The sequence below is a fragment of the Pseudomonas urethralis genome, assembly GCF_021602465.1.
Taxonomy (GTDB): domain Bacteria; phylum Pseudomonadota; class Gammaproteobacteria; order Pseudomonadales; family Pseudomonadaceae; genus Aquipseudomonas; species Aquipseudomonas vlassakiae.
This window is the reverse complement of sequence record NZ_BQIJ01000012.1, coordinates 41,308-59,078: the sequence shown is the minus strand read 5'-3', so window position 1 is coordinate 59,078 and position 17,771 is coordinate 41,308. Positions and strand designations below refer to the sequence as shown.

14 protein-coding genes are annotated in these 17,771 nt (G+C 65.2%); 1 reads left to right on the top strand and 13 read right to left on the bottom strand.

All coding sequences use genetic code 11. The features are described 5' to 3' along the window. Positions 1 to 42 precede the first annotated feature (42 nt). The 7 genes from L6D64_RS18885 to L6D64_RS18855 all read right to left on the bottom strand — a co-directional run bounded on the left by L6D64_RS18885 (position 43) and on the right by L6D64_RS18855 (position 8,398). Entirely contained in the window at positions 43 to 1,983 is a 1,941-nt protein-coding gene (locus tag L6D64_RS18885) for an FTR1 family protein (RefSeq protein WP_176507528.1), read from the bottom strand. Positions 1,984 to 2,465: 482 nt separating this feature from the next. After that, the gene (locus L6D64_RS18880) at positions 2,466 to 3,884 is read right to left on the bottom strand and encodes an efflux transporter outer membrane subunit (RefSeq protein WP_176509379.1); all 1,419 of its coding nucleotides are present in this window, start codon (positions 3,882 to 3,884) and stop codon (positions 2,466 to 2,468) included. Next, positions 3,881 to 4,756, bottom strand: a complete 876-nt coding sequence (locus tag L6D64_RS18875; protein WP_176509380.1) for an efflux RND transporter periplasmic adaptor subunit — start codon at positions 4,754 to 4,756, stop codon at positions 3,881 to 3,883. Before L6D64_RS18875 ends, L6D64_RS18880 begins: the two co-directional genes overlap by 4 nt. Next, positions 4,753 to 4,965, bottom strand: coding sequence for a DUF1656 domain-containing protein (locus L6D64_RS18870; RefSeq protein ID WP_016392395.1), 213 nt, complete (start codon positions 4,963 to 4,965; stop codon positions 4,753 to 4,755). Before L6D64_RS18870 ends, L6D64_RS18875 begins: the two co-directional genes overlap by 4 nt. Continuing rightward, complete coding sequence (locus L6D64_RS18865; RefSeq protein ID WP_176509381.1) at positions 4,962 to 7,049, bottom strand: FUSC family protein; 2,088 nt, start codon at positions 7,047 to 7,049, stop codon at positions 4,962 to 4,964. The genes L6D64_RS18870 and L6D64_RS18865 overlap by 4 nt, the downstream gene beginning before the upstream one ends. Then, positions 7,046 to 7,498, bottom strand: coding sequence for a MarR family winged helix-turn-helix transcriptional regulator (locus L6D64_RS18860; protein WP_176509382.1), 453 nt, complete (start codon positions 7,496 to 7,498; stop codon positions 7,046 to 7,048). Before L6D64_RS18860 ends, L6D64_RS18865 begins: the two co-directional genes overlap by 4 nt. A 105-nt stretch (positions 7,499 to 7,603) precedes the next feature. Then, complete coding sequence (locus L6D64_RS18855; protein ID WP_176509383.1) at positions 7,604 to 8,398, bottom strand: tetratricopeptide repeat protein; 795 nt, start codon at positions 8,396 to 8,398, stop codon at positions 7,604 to 7,606. 206 nt (positions 8,399 to 8,604) lie between these two features. On the opposite strand from L6D64_RS18855, the gene L6D64_RS18850 reads away from it, so the two are divergent. Further along, positions 8,605 to 9,162, top strand: coding sequence for a WYL domain-containing protein (locus tag L6D64_RS18850; RefSeq protein ID WP_176509384.1), 558 nt, complete (start codon positions 8,605 to 8,607; stop codon positions 9,160 to 9,162). 89 nt (positions 9,163 to 9,251) lie between these two features. Here L6D64_RS18850 and L6D64_RS18845 read toward each other — a convergent pair whose 3' ends face one another. The 6 genes from L6D64_RS18845 to bcsZ all read right to left on the bottom strand — a co-directional run bounded on the left by L6D64_RS18845 (position 9,252) and on the right by bcsZ (position 17,770). Further along, positions 9,252 to 10,115, bottom strand: coding sequence for an ABC transporter permease (locus tag L6D64_RS18845; protein WP_027919390.1), 864 nt, complete (start codon positions 10,113 to 10,115; stop codon positions 9,252 to 9,254). A gap of 14 nt (positions 10,116 to 10,129) precedes the next feature. After that, positions 10,130 to 10,993 carry an ABC transporter ATP-binding protein gene (locus L6D64_RS18840; protein ID WP_176509385.1) on the bottom strand — a complete coding sequence of 288 codons (864 nt, stop codon included), beginning with the start codon at positions 10,991 to 10,993 and terminating at the stop codon, positions 10,130 to 10,132. Positions 10,994 to 10,999: 6 nt separating this feature from the next. Beyond that, positions 11,000 to 12,019: an ABC transporter substrate-binding protein gene (locus tag L6D64_RS18835; RefSeq protein ID WP_099814410.1), complete on the bottom strand. Its 1,020-nt coding sequence runs from the start codon at positions 12,017 to 12,019 to the stop codon at positions 11,000 to 11,002. Positions 12,020 to 12,036: 17 nt separating this feature from the next. Then, on the bottom strand, positions 12,037 to 12,936 hold the full coding sequence (locus tag L6D64_RS18830) for a TauD/TfdA dioxygenase family protein (RefSeq protein ID WP_176509386.1): 900 nt from the start codon (positions 12,934 to 12,936) through the stop codon (positions 12,037 to 12,039). Between the two features lie 212 nt (positions 12,937 to 13,148). After that, positions 13,149 to 16,670 carry a cellulose synthase complex outer membrane protein BcsC gene (gene bcsC / locus L6D64_RS18825; protein ID WP_176509387.1) on the bottom strand — a complete coding sequence of 1,174 codons (3,522 nt, stop codon included), beginning with the start codon at positions 16,668 to 16,670 and terminating at the stop codon, positions 13,149 to 13,151. After that, on the bottom strand, positions 16,658 to 17,770 hold the full coding sequence (gene bcsZ, locus L6D64_RS18820) for a cellulose synthase complex periplasmic endoglucanase BcsZ (RefSeq protein ID WP_176509388.1): 1,113 nt from the start codon (positions 17,768 to 17,770) through the stop codon (positions 16,658 to 16,660). Before bcsZ ends, bcsC begins: the two co-directional genes overlap by 13 nt. Position 17,771: the final 1 nt, after the last annotated feature.

The window sequence follows — 17,771 nt, the reverse complement described above, 5'->3', positions numbered from 1 at the left end:
GTGGGAGCGGGTTTACCCGCGAAGAGGCCAGCAGCATCAACCTTAAACGGCAGCCCGACGTTTCTCGGCCAGGCGACTACGCCCATACAACACCAGAATCGCCAGCAACGCCACTGCCTGCGCACTCAGCGAATACACATCGGGGTGAATCCCCAGCCAGTCGAACTCGAAGAACGCCATTGGCCGCGTGCCCAGCACGCCCGCCTCCTGCAGGGCCTTCACGCCATGTCCGGCGAATACGACCGACAGGGCACACAGCAGCCCGGCGTTGATGCTGAAGAACAGCGACAGTGGCAGCTTGGCCGAACCGCGCAGGATCACCCACGCCAACCCCACCAGCAGCACCAGCGCGGTGGCCCCTCCGGCCAGCACCGCCTGGTGGCCCGCCGGGCCAGCCTGCAGCCACAGGGTTTCGTAGAACAGGATCACTTCGAACAGCTCACGGTACACCGAGAAAAACGCCAGCACGGCAAAGCCAAAGCGCCCGCCACCGCTGACCAGGCTGCTCTTGATGTAGTCCTGCCAGGCAGCCGCATGACGGCGGTCGTGCATCCACACGCCCAACCACAGCACCATCACGCTGGCAAACAAGGCGGTACTGCCTTCCAGCAGCTCACGCTGGGCACCGCCGACGTCGATCACATAGGCGGCCACGGCCCAGGTGGCAAAACCTGCAACCAGCGCCAGGCCCCAGCCGATGTTGACGCTGCGTATGGCCGACTGCTGGCCCGTGTTGCGCAAGAAGGCCAGCACAGCGGCCAGCACCAGGATCGCTTCGAGGCCCTCACGCAGCAGGATCAGCAGGCCGGAAATGAAGCTCAGCGACCAGCTCAAGCCATCACTGCCCAGCAGCTTGGCGGCCTGGTCGAGCTTGGTCTTCGCTTCGCTAAGGCGTTGCTCAGCCTGGGCCACCGAGAGGCCGTCCTGCAGTGACTGACGGTAGGCCATCAGGGCCTTTTCGGTGCTCTTGCGCGCTACGGTATCGATGTTGTCCAGCGAACTTTCGACCAGTTCGAAGCCTTCCAGATAAGCCGCTACCGACAGGTCGTAGGCCTGATCACGATCACCTGCACGGTAAGCCGCCAGGCTCTTGTCCAGCGTGCTGGCGGTGTAAGCGAGCAACTGCGACGGGCCGCGCTTGACCTGCGGCGGCTGGGCACGCTGGGCACGGAACGCCTCGACCGACGCGGCGCCTTCGTTGGCGGCCACTTCGGCCGGGGTCTGCCGTGCCAGGTCGGCGATGTTCCAGGTCTTGTCGCCCTTGGCGGCTTCAGGCTTGGCCGTGAAGCTGGCGATGTAGGCCGCCACGTCCCAGCGCTGGCGCTCATCCAGCTGGTCGGCGAAGGACGGCATTTCGGTGCCATCAATGCCCAGCGCCAGGGTGTTGTAAAGGTCGAACAGGCTCAACTGGTCGAGGCGTGCGGTGTCCCGCAGGTTGGCCGGTGCGGGTTCCAGGCCCACACCTGCCGGACCATCACCGGCGCCGGTATCACCGTGGCAGATCGAGCAGTTCTGTGCATACAGCGACGCACCTCGGGCCGGGTCCGGGGTGATCACCGGGGCCTGGCTGACCTCGTAGGCCACCGCCAGGCGCGCACCCAACTGGCGGGCCTGCTTGGCTACCGCTGCGCCGTCCTGGCGCTGGTCGATGGCCTGGCGCAGCGCCTGCACGCCCTGCTGAAGGCCGGCTTGCTCGGCATTGGCCGGCAGGCCTTTGACCAGGTCGGCCAGCACCGCGCTGAATTCCTGCTGCTCGCGGTATTCGCCGTCGTCGATGACCTTGCCGTTTTCCACGGTCGGCGGATAGTCGGCACCAATGTAGTCCAGCAAATGCAGGGCTTTGCCGGCCTCGGCGGGTGCTTCGGCCTGCGCCAGGGTGCTGCACAGCGCCAGCACCTGGCCGAGCAGTACAGCTGGCAACCAGGCGAGCAGACGGGAACGGGTTTTCATGGCCAGTCTCGAAGGGAATGCGAAAGAGAACATTGTTCACTTCCACTTTGCTTCGCTCAAGGGCTGGGGGTGGATTTCATGAAAAATCTTGAGACAAATCTGATGAAGTGAGGAAAGGAATGTCGCCAGGGGGCGCGGTGGTTCTTGAGGCGGGAGAATGGGTGGGGGCTGACAGGTGCCTGCCTTGGCATTTTCAGCGCCTGTGAGATCGAGCGCCGCCCGCGCGGCGCATCGCGGATAAATCCGCTCCTACAGTCTGTTTCGGGCCAGTTATTTCTGCACCATTGGCGCGCGCCCTTGGCGCATGGCAGGAGATAGGGGAGCGGCAGCAGCGATACCTCGATTACGAATGGGACACCCAAGGCGGAGAGCGGTGACTTCACAGGATGGACTGGCCCGAAACAAACGGTAGGAGCGGATTTATCCGCGACGCGCCGCGCGGGCGGCGCTCGATTTCACAGGCGCTGAAAATGCCAAGGCAGGCACCAATCAGCCTTCACCCTCCCCTTGCACCCTCACTGCTTCCCAGCCTCCTTCCACCCCCCACCCAACGCCAGGAACACACCAATCTGCCCCAACGCCACCTGGCTGTTGGCCGCCGCCAGCTGCGAGCGCATGTCGGTGTAAGTTCGCGTCGCCTGCAAATCCGCCAGGAACGACTCACGCCCTGCCTGGTAATACCGGTGGGTCTGGTCCGCCGCTTCCTTCGCCGACTTCTCCGCCTCGGCCAACGCATCACGCCGGTCCAGCAAGGCGCTGTACTGCGCCAGTCGAGTCTGGGTTTCGCGGATGGCGTTCAGCACCACCCCATCAAAATGCGCCAAGGCCGCCTGGGTCGAGGCTTCGGCCATGCGAATGCGGGCGCGGGTACCGTTGGTCGGGATGCTCCAGCTGATCTGCGGGCCGAAGCCCCAGCGGTTGGTCGACGGATCGCCAAGATCTTCGAGAATACCGATGGTGCCCACTTGAGCGCCGATGCTGATATCCGGGTACAGCGCACCAGTGGCCACACCGATCTCGGCAGTGGCCGCCGCCAGTTGGCGCTCGGCCTGGCGCACGTCGGGGCGGCGCTTGAGCAGCGCCGCACCGTCGCCAACCGGCACCAACTGGTTCAGCTGTGGCAGCTCGGCGCAATCAGCGGTGCCGGCAGGTAACTTATCCACAGGCTTGGCCAGCAGCGCTGCCAGGGTGTACAGGCCGGTCTCGCGCTCGGCCTTGAAGCGCGGCAGTTCGGCACGCAACGATTTGAACTGGGTCTGCGAGCGGGTGACTTGGGTTTCGTCGCCGCGGCCGGCGTCACGCAGGCGTTGGTTGAGCTTCACGCTCTGCTCCTGCAGGTCGAGCGACTCGCGGGCGATGTGGTATTCCTCGTTGGCCGAGCACACCTGGGTGTAGGCCTTGACCACGTCGGCCACCAAGGTAATGCGCGCAGTGTCGGCGGCGGCCTGCACCGCGTCGGCGTTGGCCTCGGCGGCCTCGGTGCCGCGCTTGAAGGTGCCCCACAGGTCGAACTGATACGAGGCACTGATGATCGCCTCGCCGATGTTGGCCACCGGCACCTTTTCAGGCAGCAGGAAGGCCTGGCCGGACTCCTGCAGGCGCTGGGCGCCGGCCTTGATGCCGCCGTTGAAGCCGCCCTGGGACTCGGCCACTTCGACCTGTGCACGGGCCTTGGCGATGTTCGCCGCAGCGACGCGCAGCTCTGTGTTGGCGCTCAGCGCCTGGCGCACCAGTTCGTTGAGGCGCTGATCCTGATACAGCTGCCACCAGTCCTCGGGCACCGGGGCCGACACCACGCTGTCGGCATCCTCGCGCAACGGGCCGTTGAGGTCGCTGCGTTGCACCGCCGCGTCTTTCGGCACTTCGTAATCGGGGCCGACCATCATGCAGGCCCCCAGGGACAGGCAGAACCCCGCGAGGATCAGCTGTTTCATGGCCGCTGGCCCTCGAGGATCGACACCGTGGCAGTGCGCCCGGCGATCATGCGGAAGTCTTCCGGCACTTCATCGAAGGCGATGCGCACCGGAATACGCTGGGCCAGGCGCACCCAGCTGAACGCCGGGTTGACGTTGGGCAGCAGGTTGGCACCGCTGCTGCGGTCACGGTCTTCGATGCCGGCAGCGAAGCTCTGCACGTGGCCGCGCAGACGGGTGCTGTCGCCCATCACGCGGATGTCCACGGCGTCGCCGATGTGGATGCCACCCAGCTTGGTTTCCTCGAAGTAGCCATCGACGTGGTACGAGGCGCTGTCGACCACCGACAGCACAGGGCGACCCGCGCTGACGAACTCGTGGTCGCGCGGGGCGCGGTCGTTGAGATAACCATCCACCGGGCTGCGCACCACCGAGCGATCCAGGTTGAGCTGGGCGGTGTCGACCGCTACCTGGGCCTCGCTGACCGCCGAGCGGGCGCGGGCCTCGCGGGACTGGCTCTCTTCCAGCTGCTCGGCCGCCACCAGGTTGCCGAGCTTGCGGTTACGCTGCGCTTCGCGGGACGCCTGGGCCAGGGTTTCCTGGCGCTCGCCGAGGGTCGCCTTGGCCTGGCGCAACGCCAGGGTGAAGCGGTCCTGGTCGATGGTGAACAGCACGTCACCGCGCTTGACGGTCTGGTTGTCGCGCACCTCGACCTTCTGGATCAGGCCGGACACGTCCGGGGCGATCTGGATCACGTCGGCGCGGATGTGCCCGTCGCGGGTCCAGGGGGCGAACATGTAGTACACCACCATCTGCCACACGAGCACGGCGGCGAAGGTCACTACCAGCAAGGTCAGGACCACACGGCCCAGGGTCAGCAAAGGTTTTTTCATGGCAGCATCAGGCTTCGGCAAAAGTGGTCGACCGCACCCAGCAGCACGGCGTACAGGGCAACGTTGAACAGCGCCCGGTGCCAGACCAGGCGGTAGAAATGCAGGCGCACCAGCACCGCGTGCACCCCCAGGAACAGCAGGTAGGTGCCAAACATCATCACCAGCAGCGTGGGCAGGAACACCCCGCTGATATCCAGTTCACCGATCACAGGGGCGCTCCGTCCAGGCCGGGGGGCAGTTGCGGTTGTTCGGCAGGCTCGAGCATCACCTCGACACCTGGCAGCAGCGCCAGGCGCAGGCCTGCCAGGGCATGCAGCAAGTGCGTGCGGGCATCGCCGCGTTCGTACAGTTCATCCAGGTTCAGCGACAGGCGCGCCCGCTCCATGTTGCGCAGCAGTGCGGCTGGCGCGTGCAGACGCTCACCGGCCCGCAGGCAGGCGGCGTAGTGCGCACCGACCTCCTCGATCACCGTGCCCAGGCGTTCGCGAGCCTGCTGACCGGCCCGCGGCAGGTAGGCCAGCAGGTCGAGCAGGTTCAGCCCGACGCGCAGGTCGCGCAGTGCCACCCCGCTGTCCTGGCCGGTCTGCGACAGGCGGGGCAGGTGCTGCATCAAGCGGTCGAGCATCTGCACGCCGAGTTGGCGGTGCTCGGCCAGGGTCGCCGGCTCGGTCATTTCGACGATGTCGCGCCAGGCAAAGCGGGTCATGCGCTTGGCCGCCAGCTCCACGCCGAACGGGCGCATCACCAGGGTCCAGATGAAAGCGAACAGCAGGCCGGCCGGGCCCGCCAGGTTGGAGTTGAGGAAGGTCAGGAAGTCGGCGTCATAGGCACCCTGGATGCTGATGAAGGTCGAGGTGTTGACGATGGTCAGCAAGGTGCCGAGGTAGAAGCGCGGCTGCACGGTCAGGGTGCCAACGCAAATGAACGGGATCGCGAAGGCCAGCACCAGCATCGGGAAGTCGTGCAGGTTGGGCAGCACCAGGAACAGGTACAGGCTGGAGAAGATCACCGACATCAAGGTCCAGAAGAAGAACCGGTAGATCTGCGGTGCCGGGTCGTCCATGGCGGCGAAGAAGCTGCACGACACCGCGGCGAGGATCACCGCACTGGCGCCGTCGTTCCAGCCCAGGCCGATCCACAGCCCGCAGGCGACGACAATCGCCAGCACCGTGGAAGCCACCGAGTAGAGCATCAAGCCGCGGTCGAAGAACGCGGTCAGCCGGCCCAGCCGCCAGTGGCGGTAAACCGCGCGCCAGGGTTTGGGGTCGTCGCTGCGCAGGGCATGCTGCAGGGAGCAACAGTCCTGCCACAGGTCGGCCCATTCAGTCAGGCGGTAAAGAGCGTTGGACAGCAGCAGTTCGGCACGCTGATCGAGCGCGGCGGCGCCGGGCTGCAAGCGGTCGAGCTGCTCGTGCAAAGCCGTCCAGCGGGAGACAGACGCGCTGTCGGCGGTGCCCTTGAGCCATTCGCGGGCGGCATCCAGCACTGGCTGGAGCTGCGCGTAATGGAGCGGGGCGCGGCCTTCGAGGGCGATCAGGGCGTCGTCGAGGGCATCCATCACCGGCAGCAGGTGGATCATCCGCCCGCGCAGCTCGCGGGCGTTCTTCAGGGTGTGCGGGCCGGCACCTTCGTGGCCGAGCTGGCCGATCATCAGCTCCAGCGAGTTGAACGTGGTGACCATCGCTGCACGCATGCCTCCGACCTTGTCGGCGCTGGCTTCACGGGCGAGGTAAGTGTCGCTGTAGCGGATCGCTTCGGTGAACCAGTTGCCGGTGGCACCCACCACCACCGGGGCCAGCCGGCGCGGCCAGAAAATCGCACCGACCACCGCCGCGCAGACGATCCCCAGGCAGATCTCCTGGGCCCGGGAGGACGCCACGTCGAACACCGCCAGCGGGTTGTCGACCACCGCCAGGGCAATCATCGGCAAGGTGTAGCCGGCCAGCATCAGCACGTAATTGTTGGCCGTGCGCACGTTCAGCGAGAGGAACAGCAGGGTACCGGTCCACAGGGCGATGGCGATGCTCAGCAACAGCGGTGACTGCACCAGCGGCGGCACGAAGAAGATCGCCCCGGCAGCACCGAGCAGCGTCCCCACGGCTCGATACAGCGCCTTGGAGCTGGTTGGGCCGACGAACGGGCTGGAGACAATGTACACGGTGGCCATCGCCCAATACGGACGCGGCAACTGCAGCAACAGGGCGATGTACAGGGCGATCATCGACGCGGCGAAGGTGCGCACGCCGTAGAACCAGTCGCGGGCCGGTGGCACCGAGCTGAAGAAACCGTTCATGCCACCCCGCCCGCAATACCCAGGCCAGCGGCCTCGAAGGCACGCAGCACACGCAACGCGGCCAGCAGGTCCGCCTCGTCGATGCCCTGCAGCACGTCATGGCGCACGCGCACCAGTTCGGCTTCGATCGCTTCGGCCAGGCGACGGCCTTCGGCGGTCAGGCTCAGGCCCTTGGCGCGGCGGTCCAGCGGGTCCTCGCTGCGGCAGACCAGGCCAGCCTTGCACAGTTGGTCGAGCAGGCGCACCAGCGACGGGCTTTCCAGGCCGGCAGCCTGGGCCACGGCCACCTGATGCACGCCATCGCCCAAGCGCACGATCATCAGCAACGGTGCGGCGCAGGCCTCGGAGATACCGTAGCCGATCAGCGCGTTGTGGCAGATGCGCCGCCAGTGGCGAGCGGCAACGACCATGCCGCTGCTGACTTGCAGGCGCAGGGAGTCAATGGACATGTGAGGAACCAAGGATATTCATAGTTTGCTAACTATCAATATACGCCTGTGCCTCCCCCTGTCGTCAACCGTGTACGACGGAGGACCTCATGAATTCATGTTCATTCAGGGCTGAACCTGATCTTCCAGCTTCATGGTCAGTGCCAATGTGCTGCCCATCTGCACAGCGCGGTCACGCCAATCCAGATAGCGCGCTTCATCGCGGCTGCTGAAATGTACCGCCAACTCTTCGGCCGCCTGCATGACTCCGGCTGCAGCCGCCAGTTCCAGCCAATACAACGCGGCCTTGACGTCGGCGTCCACATGCAGACCATGCAGCAAGCGGTAGCCCACCTCGAATCGGCAGCGCGCCTCGCCCCGTTCGGCGCCGCGCAGAAACCATTGATAGGCCTGGACCAGGTTTACCTGCCAGCCCAGCTCGGCATCGCAGACCTCTTCTTCATACAGGTCACCCAGCGCGGCAGCGGCGTGCAGCATGCCGCGCTCGAACGCTTGGCGATAACATTCCTCGGCCTGGACATAGGAAGTTGCGACGCCCTTGCCGAAGTAATGCTGCTGCCCGAGGTTGAACCAGGCCGCCGCATTGCCCTGCAGCGCCGCCATGCGCAGCAGGTGCCCGGCCAGCGCGGTGTCGGCGCGCCAGTACTTGCCGTTGAGCCAGATCCAGCCCAGGTCGTTGAGTGCTGCGACATTGCCGGCCAGCGCCTGCTGGCGCAGGTCGAGGTATACCGCCTGCAGGTCGTGCGCTTCGTCCAGTCGGTTGACCAGCAACGCACGCTGGCTGGGCTGCCCTACCCCGGCAAACAGCCGCTGTCGCCTGCCGGCGGGTGTCGGTGGGCAAATGACCTGCTCAGGCAGAAGACGGGCGAGCAGCGAATGGATATTGCTGACAGCAGACATGTTCATCCTCATTGAACGACCCACAGGCCCGACCGCGGCTGTGATGAGGCGTGATTCTGCGCGACGTCACGTCAAAACCTGTCGCGAACGATTCGAGGCAAGGCAACCAATTGCGCATTCCTTGATCTGAACGAGTTATGGCTAATTGCCATGACCTGTTCGAGCCGCCATCCTGTTGCGGCAAGCCTAGACAAGGACGTTACCTTTTGCCGTTCGCCACCACCCGCGCCACCCTCAGCCGTCAATGGGCGCTGCTGCGCCAGTTACCCAGCCGTTCTCCAGGTATCACCAGTGCCGAACTGGTGTGGCGCCTGCGCGATGTCGGCTTCAACGTCAGCAAACGTACGGTGGAACGGGACCTCAACGAGCTGTCGCTGATCTTTCCGCTGGACCGCAATGACAAGAGCATCCCGTTTGGCTGGCACTGGTCGGCGAACGTTGCTGGCGAGCTGCGGGGTAATTTCGATTTGCAGGGATTTTTGCGTGGTGATTCGCTTCAGCCTGGGCAAGGGGCAGGAATCGAGATGCAAGCCTGGGTCAGCGATCCATTGGCCAAGCAGTTGCGTGAAGCGCCATTGAGCGTGGACATGCAATTGACGGCACTGGACCAGGGGCATCGGCTGCGGGCGACGGTGGAAGATGGCGGGCCATTGCGCTGGTGGGTGCTGAGCCAGGGCGACGGCGTGGTGGTCGAAGAGCCGCAGGCACTGCGCGAAGAGATCGCCAGGACCTTGAGCAATGCGGCAGCACAGTACATGAATTAGTCGCTTGTGCCGGCCTCTTCGCGGGTAAACCCGCTCCTACAGGTACTGCGCAGCATTCAAGCCTGCGCGAAGAGGCCGGCAGAGAAAAACTACCGCTGCATCCCCCACCGCCGAACGGTCAAACGCTCCAGCGTGTTGAACACCAACCCTTCGACCAGCAGACCGATCAGGATCACCACTGCCAATCCGGCAAACACCTTGTCGGTATACAGCTCGTTGCGGTTCTGGAAGATGTACCAGCCCAGCCCGCCCTTGCCGCTGCTGGCACCGAACACCAGTTCGGCGGCGATCAGGGTGCGCCAGGCGAACGCCCAGCCGATCTTCAGCCCCGAGAGGATCGACGGCAACGCGGCAGGTACCAGGATGTGCAGGACCAGGCGCAGCCCTTTCAGGCCGTAATTGCGCCCCGCCATGCGCAAGGTTTCCGACACCCCGAGAAAACCCGCATAGGTGTTCAGTGCCAGCGCCCACAGCACCGAATGCACCAGCACGAAGATCAGGCTGTTGTCACCCAGCCCGAACCACAGCAGCGCCAGCGGCAGCAGGGCAATCGCCGGCAATGGGTTGAACATCGAGGTCAGGGTCCCCAGCAGGTCGCGACCGAGCTGGGTCGACACTGCCAGGCTGGTCAGGCCGAAGGCCAGCACGATGCCCAGCAGGTAACCCTTGAGCAGGATCACCAGCGACACGCCGACCTTGGCCGGCAGTTCACCACTGAGCAGGCCGTCCCACAGTGCCGCAGCCGTCTGCAGGAAGGTCGGCAGCAGCAGGTCGTTGCCCTGGTAGCGGGCGATCGCTTCCCACAAGGCGGCGATCACTACCAGGATCACCGCCTTGCGCAACCAGCCGTGCTGCCACAGCCGTTGGGCCAAGGGTAGATTGCGTTCCACAGGCACACTGAGCAAAGGCTCCAGCTGCACCTCGTATTCCTGGCGTACAGGTGTAGGGGTCATGGCTGAAGCTCCTTTCAGTAGGCGATGCGAATGTCGTTGAAGCCCAGGTCATCGGCCGGCTCAGGGGCTTCGGCCTCGTCGAACAGCAAGCGATGGATGCGCCGCGCGCTGGCCTGGAAGTCGGCAGCGCCGAGGCTGCCGAGGTCGTACTGGTGGCTATGCACCTCCGCTCGTACCCGGCCCGGATGGGGCGACAGCAGCAGGATGCGGTTGCCGACCACCAGCGCCTCCTCGATGGAATGGGTGACGAACAGCAAGGTGAAACGCACTTCCTCCCACAGCAGCAGCAGCTCTTCCTGCATCTTGCGCCGGGTCAGCGCATCCAGCGCGGCGAACGGCTCGTCCATCAGCAGGATCTTCGGCTGGGTCGCCAGCGCCCGGGCGATCGCCACGCGTGCCTTCATCCCGCCCGACAGCATGTGCGGGTAGACATCGGCAAAGGCGGCCAGGCCGACCTTGTCCAGGTAATGCAAGGCCCGCTCCTCGGCCTCGGCGCGCTTGAGCTGGCCGGACACCAGCAGCGGGAACATGACGTTCTCTTTCACCGTCTTCCAGGGCGGTAGCTGGTCGAACTCCTGGAACACCACGATGCGGTCAGGCCCGGGGCCGTTGACCGGCTGGCCCTGCAGCAGGATCTGCCCTTCCTGAGGGGCGATGAAACCGGCCACGGCCTTGAGCAAGGTGGACTTGCCGCAGCCTGACGGGCCCAGCAGGACAAAGCGGTCAGCGCGATCGACTTCGAAGCTGACCTGGTGGGTGGCCCGCACCACGCGTTGCGCGGTGCGGTATTCGAGGCTCAGGTTGTCCACCTTGAGCAACGGCGGTGTAGCGACACGGCTCAGGTTGCTGGCCGTGTGGCCTGGCAATGGGGCGGTCATGGTCGGTCAGCTCCCTTGCAGCGGGCGTTCATCCTGGAAGAAGTAGTCCTTCCACGATGCCGGCTTGTGCTTGATGGCGCCAACCCGATACAGGAACTCGGCCAGCTTGTAGGTGTTCTTCGGCGTGACGGTGAACTCGTACTGCGGGTTGTCGATCAGCTTGATCAGCGCGTCGCGGTCGATCTTGGCCTTGGTCACGCGGATGTAGGTATCCGCTGCGGCGGCCTTGTCGTTCTGGGCGAAGTCCGCCGCCTCGGCCAGGGCGTCGACGAAGGCCTTGTAGGTCTTGGGGTTGTCGTTGCGGAATTTCTCGGTGGCGAACAGCAGGGTCGGCGAGTTGGGGCCGAGCAGGTCATAGCTGTTGAGCACCACATGCACGTTCTTGTTGGCCAGCGCCTGGTCCTGGAACGGCGGGTTGGAGAAGTGCCCATTCAGTTCGGTACCGCCGGCCAGCAGCGCGGCAGTGGCATCCGGATGCGGCACGGCCAGGGTGTACTTGTCGAGGCGGTTGTATTCCTTGTCGCCCCACTGCTGGGCGGCGGCATATTGCAGGAAGCGAGACTGCACCGAAACACCTACCGCAGGCACCGCAATGCGGTCCTTGTCAGAAAGGTCGGCGATGGTCTTCACGTTCGGGTTGCTGCTGACCAGGTAGTACGGGAAGTTGCCCAATGAGGCCACAGCCTTGACGTTCTGCCGGTCCTTGGTACGGTCCCACACGGTCAGCAGCGGGCCGACCCCGGCACCGGCGATGTCCACCGAACCGGACAGCAGCGCGTCGTTGATCGCCGAACCGCCAGACAGCTGGGCCCAGTCGACCTCGATGTCGATGCCCTGCTGCTTGCCGTGCTTCTCGATCAGGTGCTGGTCACGTACCACGTTGAGCAGCAGGTAGACGATGCCGAACTGCTCGGCGATGCGGATCTTGCCTTCGGCTTGTGCCACGGCGGGGGCCGCCAGGCTGCCGACGACCAGGCTGGCGCCCAGGCCGATGCTTGCCGCCAGGCGGCTGATGGATTTGCGCATGATGAATTCCTCAGTCGTCAGAACGGGGCATCGCCCTGGATGGTGGTGCGGAACAGTTTGCGGCGCAGGTGCGCCGGGCAACCGGTGGCCAGGTGGATCAGTGAACGGTTGTCCCAGAACACCAGGTCATGGGGCTGCCACTGGTGGCGGTAGATGTTCTGTTCGAGCACGCTCAGCGCGTACAGCTGTTGCAGCACGTCGCGGCTTTCATCATCCGGCAGGCCGACGATGCGGGTGGTGAAGCCTTCGCTGACGAACAGCGCCTTGCGGCCGTTTTCCGGGTGGGTACGCACCACCGGGTGGATGACTTCCTTCACCTGCGCGAGCTGTTCGGCGGTCAGGGTCGGACGCCAGTTGCCTTCGAATTTGGTTTCGGCGTAACGGGCGGTATAGGAGTGAGCGGCACTGCGGCCCTCGACCACTTTGCGCAGGGCTTCGGGTACCGCGTCCCAGGCTTTGTGCATGTCGGCGAACAGGGTGTCGCCGCCTTCGCTGGGAAGCTCCTGTGCATGCAGCATGGAGCCGAGGCTCGGCAGCTCCTTGTACGACAGGTCCGAGTGCCAGAACTTGCCGGCATCGCCAAGGCCGATATTCTGGCCATTCTCGATGATGTTGGAGACGATCAGGATTTCCGGGTGGCCGGCAAGCAGAAACTGCTTGAGCACATGGATCTGCAATTCGCCAAAGCGGCGGCTGAAGGCGATCTGTTGTTCCGGGCTGATGCGCTGGTCACGGAACACCAGCACATGGTGGTCGAGGTGGGCGCGATGAATACGGGCGAAATCCTCGGCGGTAACCGGCTTGGCCAGGTCCAGGCCAATGAGCTCGGCGCCGACGGCACCGGAGAACGGGCGGATTTCGAAGGTTTGCGGCTGGGCGCTGTCGATGGTCGACAAGGCGTTCGAGGCGGCTGGCATGTGTCACTCCCACGCAGTGCGCGACTTCAAGGGCGCGCAACGATCAGAAACGCACGGGGATTACCCGTGTGGGTTCAAGTCGTGCGGCGCATCGATTGGTCGACGGGTACGCAGTGGGGTGACTATAAATGCATAAGAAAAATAATTTAAATACCGTTAGCGCATAACCATATGAAACGGTTCACGCACTGAAAAGGGGCGCCAGACGCCCCTCAACGCCATTCGCTGTAAGGCTCCAGCGAGGTGACCGGCAAGGCCAGGTTGCCGCGCCACGGCTCGAACAGGTAGCGCACGTAGAGCATGGCATGGCTGGGCGCATAATCTTTGCTGTGCTGCCAGTCGAAACCTCCGCCCAGCGCCCAGCGATCGTTCAGGCGCCGCTCGAAGGCACCATGCAGGCGATAGCCCACGCCGGTGCTGCTGCTGGCATCGGTGGTCGCATCGATGTTCGACTCGATGATGTCGTAACGCGCCAGCAACTTGCGGTTGAGGCTATCGTCCGGGTAGAGCCGGCTGCTGTCGCTGCTGGCGTGGGACCAGCTGGCCGAGCCTTCCAGCAGGAACGACCAGTCATAGTTGCGCCAGGCATAGCTGACCGGCACACCGATCGACTCGTAGCGTTGCGGGCTGTAGTAACCACCCTGACCGAGGCTGTAGCCGCCCAGGTCCTTGTCATAGCGCCAGTCCATCACGGTCAGGCCCACGCGCATGCGCTCGTCGGCCTTCTCCACGAGGCGGTAGTAATACCCTGCCATTGCACGGGTGCGCTGGTTGTCGGCAACGTTCTCGCCGACCAGCCAATGGTGGCCAAGGCTTGCCCAGACGCCGTAATCACCCCCCTGGTCCCAGCTCAGGCCCAGCGTGGCACCGTTGGCCGTGACACCGCCCCAACGCACGTTGGTAGCCGGGTCACGCGTGCCGGCGAACGACAGCAGCGAGTTGCTCATCGGCCGACGCGAGGCCGCCAGCGACCACCCCACCTGCCCCAGGTCGCCATTGACGATAGCGCCGCCCAGCCAGTTGTTGACCTCATAGCCTTGGGTCGTGCCCAGGTCGAAGCCCCAGCGGCTGTTCTGCCAGCCCATCGCCAGCACGCCACCATTGGCGGTCTGCGAACCCGGCTGGCAGGTCGGCAGCGGTGCACCGCTGCGGGTGACGCCGACGAACTGGCAGGTACCGAAGTCAGCAGTGTTGTTACCGTTTTCGTCGAGGTCGAACGAGCCGGCATCCATCCCGATACGCTCGACCCGCGCAAACGCCCTGCCGTCTTCCCAAGGGGTGTCGACATGCAGCAAGGTCGTTTGCGTGCTCAAGCGAGAGATACCGGGCGTGCCGTCGTTCTTGCGCCAGCCATAGTCATGCATGAGGGTGACATTGGTATTGCGCTGCTGGTACAGCTCATCGACGTCGCTGCGCAAGCTGCGCGCCAGCCAGTCATCGGTGTCCTTCGCCCGGCTGGCGAAGGTCATCGCGCGGTCGTCACGTGGCGAGGCCTGCGAGTGGCTGATCATCTGCGCATCGGCCATGGCTGCGGCATACAGATCCAACGCCCGCTGCGGGTCGTTGGCCGCCACCAGCCTGGCTGCGTCGCGGCGCAGCAACGGGTCGGGCAGCGCCTGTCTGGCGGCGACATGCTCCAGGAGCCGAGCCGCTTCTTCCTTCTCGCCCAAGGCCACCAGCACTTCGGCATAGCGGCGCTGGGCATCGCTCTGCTCGTCGGTGAACTGCAGCGGTTGCGCCGCCAGTGCTTGGCGTACGCGGGCCAGGTCGCCTTCGGCAATCCAGCTTTCCATCACCCCCAGGCGGGCCTCGGCGCGCTGCGGCTGAACCTGCAGCACGCGCTGGTAGTAACCCAGTGCCTTGCGATGATCGCCACGCTCTGCCGCCCAGTCGGCCATCAGCAGCAGGTCGTCCGGGTCGCCCTCGCCATGGGCCAGGCCGGCTTCCAGCACGGCGCTGGCTTCGTCGGTGCGGCCCTGGTTCTGCAGGCGTTGGGCCTGGGCCAGGGTCATGCGCCGGCGCACGCGCTTGTCGAGGGTGCGCATGTCGTCGGTCCAGGCGCCTTGCGGCACGGCGCGCAAGGTGCCGTGGACCTGTGCATCGCGGTCGCTGGATTCCAGGTACAGGCCATGGGCGTAACGTGTGGCGGGATCGGCAGGCTGGCGCTGCAGCACGTGATTGAATGCGGCGTCTGCCTCAGCGTTACGGCCTTGCTGGCGCAGGCTGTTGGCCAGTTGATAGGCCAGCCAGGGCTCATCGGGCGACAACTCGGCCGCTTGCCCTAACAGCCGGCTGGCGGTCGCCCAGTCCTGGCGCTGCACGGCGGCATCAGCCTGCTCGCGCAGGCGGCCAAGTGCCAGGCTGCGGCGCAGGCTGGCGAACTGGGCCTGTTGGGCTGCCGGCAGGCTGCTCAGATACGCTTCGGCCTTGTCAGTCGACTGCGCCTGATAGATCCGCATCAGGCCGCGCACTGCGCTTTCATTGCCCGGCACCTTGCGCTGCACTTGCAGGTATTGCCGCTCGGCACTGGCCAGGTCGCCTTCCGCGAACGACACATCAGCCAAACCCAGCATGGCGAACTCGTCGTCAGGGCGCTGCTGGCGTGCCTGCTGGTAGAGCGAACGGGCAGTACGCAAATCCTGCTTTTCCAACGCGCTATCAGCGCGCTGCAGCATACCCCAGTACTGGCTGGAGGCTTCGAGGTCTTTCCATTTACTCATCAGCCGGGTGTTCTGCTCGATGGTAACGGCCTGGTGGAACGCCACGTTGGCTTCCCCATAGCGGCGCTGACGCATCAGCGCAACACCGAGCGCACCGTGCAGGCTGGCATCATCGGCATAGCGGCGCAGGGCCAGGCGCAGCTGTGCTTCAGCCTGGACGTTGCGGTCCTGGTCGAGCAACGCCTTGCCACGCTGGCCGGCCTGCCAGGCCGGGTCGGCCACCAGGGTGCGTTGCTGCTTGAGGTTGTCATTGGCCAGCGGCAACAGGGGCGATGCCGGATAACGCTGGACGAATGCCTGCCAGGCAGCAACGCTGCTGGCACTCACCGGTTGCTCGGACAGGTAGTCGAACTCGCGCTGGGCAGCGGCATCGCGCGCCGTCGGGTCGCGCGACAACTGGTCGAGCACGGCCAAGGCCTCGGTGTCACGGTCCTCGCTGAACAGCCAGGCCGCCAAGGTCTGGCGCAGCCCCGGATTGCCTGGGTATTGACGATCGAGTTGCTGCAACTGACGGATCGCTTCCGGACGCTGCCCGGCCAGGTTGCCACGCACGCGCCAATAGTCCAGTGCCAGATCCAGCGTGGGCAGTTCGCCGCCGAACAACTGGTCATAAGCGACCAGGGCCTCATCGTAACGCCCGGTGACCGCCATCAGCCGCGCTTGCTGCAAGCGCTGCGCCTGCTCGGGCTGCTGCAGCGCCATCAGCCGTCGGGCTTGCCGGTCCTGAAGGCTCCCCGGTGCCACTTGAGCGATGCTTGCCCGCAATTGTTCGGCTTCTTCAGGTTTCTGCTGACGCAACGCCAGGCTCAACGAGGCCAGCAAGGCATCAGGGTTGCGCGGGTCCAACAGCCGCAGTCTGGCCAGGGCGTTGTGAATCAAGTCGTCACGGTGCAGCGCCTCGCCAATACGTACCTGTTCCAAGAGCCATTGGCGCTGCTCATCGCGGTCTTTCGGCTGCGCGGCCACGGCACAGGACAAGGCGGCCAGCGTCAGCACGCCGATCATTCGGAACATGGAGCACTCCAGGCGGGCAGCAGACGACCTTGGTTGTCGAAGCGATAGCGGGCTTGGTCCCAGCCCTGGCCGAACAGGGCAAGGACCTGGTTGTAATACGCCTGCGGCTCGGCAGGCTGCTCGCGCAACCGCTGGCGCTGGGCTTCAAGCGCAGCGTGGCCATCCGCCGCGACGCTGGCCAGCAACGGCAACAACGCTGCGGAAAAGCCTACCGGGCCATGCCCGCTCTGTCTGGCCGTGCGAGCGTCGACGCTCTCCGGTGGCAGGCCGCCCTGGGTAGTGGCGGCGACCATCGGTGCAAAGTGACGCAGCAATTCGTCACGCTGCGGTGCACCGTCGGCCAGCATGCCCAGCCACAGGTACACGCGGATGGCGTCATAGCTACCGGCGCTGGCGTGCTCAGGGTCTGGCTCGATGCCCGCCGCGGACGTCCACAGCAGCCAGTCCGGGGCAAAACCCTTGGGCGATGCCTGCAACCAGAGGCGACGAACGTTGCTGGCCATCTCGCCCCAGAGCGGGTCTACCAGAGCAAAGCGATCGAACAGTTGCGGCGGCAGGTAGCTGGGGTTCAGGCGCCAGCCGCGGTGGTCGTCGAAGCCATAGTCCGCTGGCAGCAGCATCACGCCCAGGCCCGGCACCTTGCGTACGGTCTGCGCGGCGATGCGCCAGAGCATCTGCGTGCCCAGCCGAGTGTACGTCGGCTCATTCCACAGCCGCCCCGCTTCGAGCAGGCTGTAGGCGATCCACAGGTCGGCATCGCTGGCATTGTTGCTGTCCAGCACCTGCCACTGCTGCTTGCCGCGGCCCCAGAGCCAGGCCGGCAAATGCCGGGAAAGGTCGCCTTCGGCCAGGTTGTTGCCGGTCCAGCGCAGCAGGTTGTCGAAGGCCTGGCGGTCGTTGCCGACCAGGGCGAAGAACAGCGCATAGCTCTGCCCTTCGGAGGTAGTGACCAGGCGCTCGTCACTGCGGTCGAGCACCCGCCCATCCGCACTCATCAGGTCGGTCTTGAAGCGCTCCCAGGCCGGCCAGGGGCAAGCCGCCGAAGCGCTGGCGACAGCGGGCATGCACAACACCAGCAGCAAGGCCAACAGCTGACGCATG

Coding starts and splice junctions, on each gene's coding strand:
- L6D64_RS18885 (WP_176507528.1), bottom strand. CDS start 1,983: ATGTTCTCTTTCGCATTCCCTTCGAGACTGGCCATGAAAACCCGTTCC.
- L6D64_RS18880 (WP_176509379.1), bottom strand. CDS start 3,884: ATGAAACAGCTGATCCTCGCGGGGTTCTGCCTGTCCCTGGGGGCCTGC.
- L6D64_RS18875 (WP_176509380.1), bottom strand. CDS start 4,756: ATGAAAAAACCTTTGCTGACCCTGGGCCGTGTGGTCCTGACCTTGCTG.
- L6D64_RS18865 (WP_176509381.1), bottom strand. CDS start 7,049: ATGAACGGTTTCTTCAGCTCGGTGCCACCGGCCCGCGACTGGTTCTAC.
- L6D64_RS18860 (WP_176509382.1), bottom strand. CDS start 7,498: ATGTCCATTGACTCCCTGCGCCTGCAAGTCAGCAGCGGCATGGTCGTT.
- L6D64_RS18855 (WP_176509383.1), bottom strand. CDS start 8,398: ATGTCTGCTGTCAGCAATATCCATTCGCTGCTCGCCCGTCTTCTGCCT.
- L6D64_RS18845 (WP_027919390.1), bottom strand. CDS start 10,115: ATGACCCCTACACCTGTACGCCAGGAATACGAGGTGCAGCTGGAGCCT.
- L6D64_RS18840 (WP_176509385.1), bottom strand. CDS start 10,993: ATGACCGCCCCATTGCCAGGCCACACGGCCAGCAACCTGAGCCGTGTC.
- L6D64_RS18835 (WP_099814410.1), bottom strand. CDS start 12,019: ATGCGCAAATCCATCAGCCGCCTGGCGGCAAGCATCGGCCTGGGCGCC.
- L6D64_RS18830 (WP_176509386.1), bottom strand. CDS start 12,936: ATGCCAGCCGCCTCGAACGCCTTGTCGACCATCGACAGCGCCCAGCCG.
- bcsC (WP_176509387.1), bottom strand. CDS start 16,670: ATGTTCCGAATGATCGGCGTGCTGACGCTGGCCGCCTTGTCCTGTGCC.
- bcsZ (WP_176509388.1), bottom strand. CDS start 17,770: ATGCGTCAGCTGTTGGCCTTGCTGCTGGTGTTGTGCATGCCCGCTGTC.